This window comes from Terriglobales bacterium, assembly GCA_035567895.1.
Classification (GTDB): Bacteria; Acidobacteriota; Terriglobia; order Terriglobales; family Acidobacteriaceae; genus Gp1-AA112.
Map to the genome: position 1 here is coordinate 1 of DATMPC010000080.1, position 2,872 is coordinate 2,872.

3 protein-coding genes are annotated in these 2,872 nt (G+C 56.8%); all 3 read left to right on the plus strand.

Annotated features, from left to right (window positions below):
* Window positions 1-226: hypothetical protein (locus VNX88_16145; protein ID HWY70200.1), on the plus strand; the 226-nt coding region annotated here is incomplete at its 5' end.
* 237 nt (window positions 227-463) lie between these two features.
* Window positions 464-637, plus strand: a complete 174-nt coding sequence (locus tag VNX88_16150) for a hypothetical protein (protein HWY70201.1) — start codon at window positions 464-466, stop codon at window positions 635-637.
* Entirely contained in the window at window positions 621-2,696 is a 2,076-nt protein-coding gene (locus tag VNX88_16155; protein ID HWY70202.1) for a recombinase family protein, read from the plus strand. The genes VNX88_16150 and VNX88_16155 overlap by 17 nt, the downstream gene beginning before the upstream one ends.
* Window positions 2,697-2,872 lie beyond the last annotated feature (176 nt).

A 2,872-nucleotide genomic window follows, 5' to 3' on the forward strand; every position in this document is an offset into this window, starting at 1 on the left:
GACTGGTAGTCCCGCGCACATTCACGTCGGCGACTTGCAGATAGCGCGCCGTGGTTTCGAGGTTGGCGTGGCCGAGCAGAATCTGAATCGTTCGGAGATTAACGCCAGCTTCGAGCAAGTGGGTGGCGAAGGCGTGCCGCAAGGTCTCCTCATGCTGCTCATGAACTGCACCCAACTAGGATTTGCTATCGGTGGCATCCGTTCTATGGCGCAGAAGTTGAAGTAATTCGCTATCTAAGGAGAACTGACTCTGTAATTCTGATTATCAGGCTTCCCGGCGGCATGCAAGTAGCGGTACCCGATTGGATGTTGAATCCGCAAGTCTGTGATCGGTTCACTAACGAAGCGGAACCACGAGTCTCGATCGATACGCTGTTTGAGCTGCGCCGGCTGATCGACGGGCAGCGTCTTGGGAAAACTCCTAAGGATCGTGGTTGTGCAGAATCTCCATCAGGAGGTAAGAATGCACAGCAACGAAAGTCCGTCCATGTGGCAACGCAAGCTGCGCTTCGAGGACGAAGAGATTTGGACCGTGCTTCCGGCATCGGTAAGGGAACAGTGCCTAACTCTGTGGCGCCAGGTGCTCGTAAGCGTTCTCAAGACCAACAACGGGAGGCAGAATGAGCGAGAAGCTTAAGGTACACCATCTCAAGCGAGGAGCCTATGTTTACGTGCGCCAATCGACGCCCTATCAGGTACGCAATAACCTGCAGAGCAAAGAGCGCCAGTATGCTCTGGAGGGCCAGGCACAACAGCTCGGCTTCAGCAAGGTAGTAGTAATCGATGAAGATTTGGGCCGCTCCGGTTCCGGCATTCAGGAGCGGCCGGGCTTCGGCCGGTTATTGGCATCCGTCTGCCAGGGTCTGGCCGGAGCGGTGTTTGCGTTGGAAGCTTCTCGATTGGCGCGCAACAATCGCGATTGGCATCACCTAGTTGATCTCTGCGCACTAACGGAAACTCTGCTAATCGATAGCGACGGCATCTACGACCCACGACAACTTAATGACCGCCTTGTCCTCGGCTTAAAAGGCACTATGTCGGAGTTTGAGCTTGGACTGATGCGGCAACGCGCCCGTGAAGCCTTTGAGCAGAAGGTACGACGCGGCTACGCATTATGGGAAGTGCCGGTGGGATTCATCCGGACCGAAGAGGGTCGAATTGAGAAGACGCCCGATCGCCAAGTACAGCAGGCGATCGTCAGCGTGTTCCGGAAATTTCAGCAATTAGGAAGCGCGCGACAGGCGACCATTTGGTTCCGGGAAGAACAAATCCTCCTCCCAAAAACGAAGCCGGGAACCGCCGGGCAGGAGGTGATTTGGGGGGTGCCGAGCAGCGGAAGGATTCGTCAGATGCTGAAGAATCCTTGCTACGCCGGAGCATTCTCTTATGGCAGGACCGCGGCGCGAACCAGGATCGAAGAGGGGCGTGCCCGGCAAAGCTCGCGTTACCGAAAGCCACAGAATGAGTGGAAGGTATTGCTTATCGGTCATCATCCGGGTTACATCAGTTGGGAGGAGTATTTGGAGAACCAACAACGGCTGGAGGCCAATGTGGCCATGTACGAGGGTGAAGGCAGCGGAGCCGCAAAGATGGGAGCCGCTTTGTTATCTGGTTTGTTGCGCTGCGGTCGCTGCGGCAGGAAACTGCAAGTTGTCTACAGCGGCACCAGCGGGCGCGTGCCGCGCTACGTCTGTCGGGGTGATCGAGGAGATCGCGAGTCCAGCCGATGCTTAACAGCCGGCAGCTTGCGGTTGGATCGGGCTGTTGCTCAGAGTGTGCTGGCTGCGATCCGACCTGCTGGGATTGAGGCTGCGATCAAACTGGTGGAATGCACCCAGGTCGAAGACGATGAGAAGCGGAAGGCGCTAGAACTGGCATTAGAACGAGCTCGCTATGAAGAAAAACGAGCCCGTCGGCAGTTTGATGTTGTCGAGCCCGAAAACCGTTTAGTGGCGAGTGAATTGGAGGCTCGCTGGAATGGCGCGCTAGCGCAGGTAGCCGAAGCGGAGGCCCGGCTCGCGGCCGCGGGAAATGCGGCTGAGCCGCTGAGTGAACGGCAAAAGCAAGAGCTGGCGGCGCTGAGCGAAGATTTGATGGCGCTGTGGAATCATCCGGACGCACCGATACCGCTAAAGAAGCGAATCCTGCGGACGATATTGACGGAGATCATCATCGACAATGATGCAGATTCCGCGAGCCATCGCCTGCGCCTGCATTGGGCTGGTGGAGTACACACGGAACTGCGCGTGGAGCGTAACAAGCCAGGGCAGCATCGCCACAGTGCGGATCGTTCTGTAATTGAGTTAGTAAGTGAACTAGCAAAGATCTGTCAGGATAAGACGATCGCGGCGATCCTGAACCGCCTGGGCTACACGACCGGTCAAGAGAAGACGTGGAATGCATCTCGTGTGGCCGGACTGCGCGGATATCACAAGATCGCTCCCTTCCAAAAGCAGAATGGCTGGGTCACGCAGGAGGAGGCAGCGCGTGAACTGCAGGTGAGCGACACGGTAGTGAAGCGGCTAATTCGAGAGCGCGTTCTTCCAGCCAAGCAAGTTGTCAAGTTCGCTCCATGGATCATCGAGAAAAAGGACTTGTTACTATCGGCAGTACAGCAACAGGTAAAAGCGGCCCGGCGCGGTGGCCATAGACTCCCGCAGATCGTGCTTGGTCAAGGCCAATTGTCTTTAGAATGAACGAACTCTAAAAGGTGGTGCATTATGCCTATGCATGCCGCAGCAAGTGCGGATGAACGGACTTCGCGATGCCGGCGGAGCGGGCCGCGTTCCGGCAAGCCCGGAAGATCGTTTTCACCGAGATCGGCTGGTTTGGATCGGCGCCGGGAAATAGCCAGTCCGTAGGCCGCCTGGTT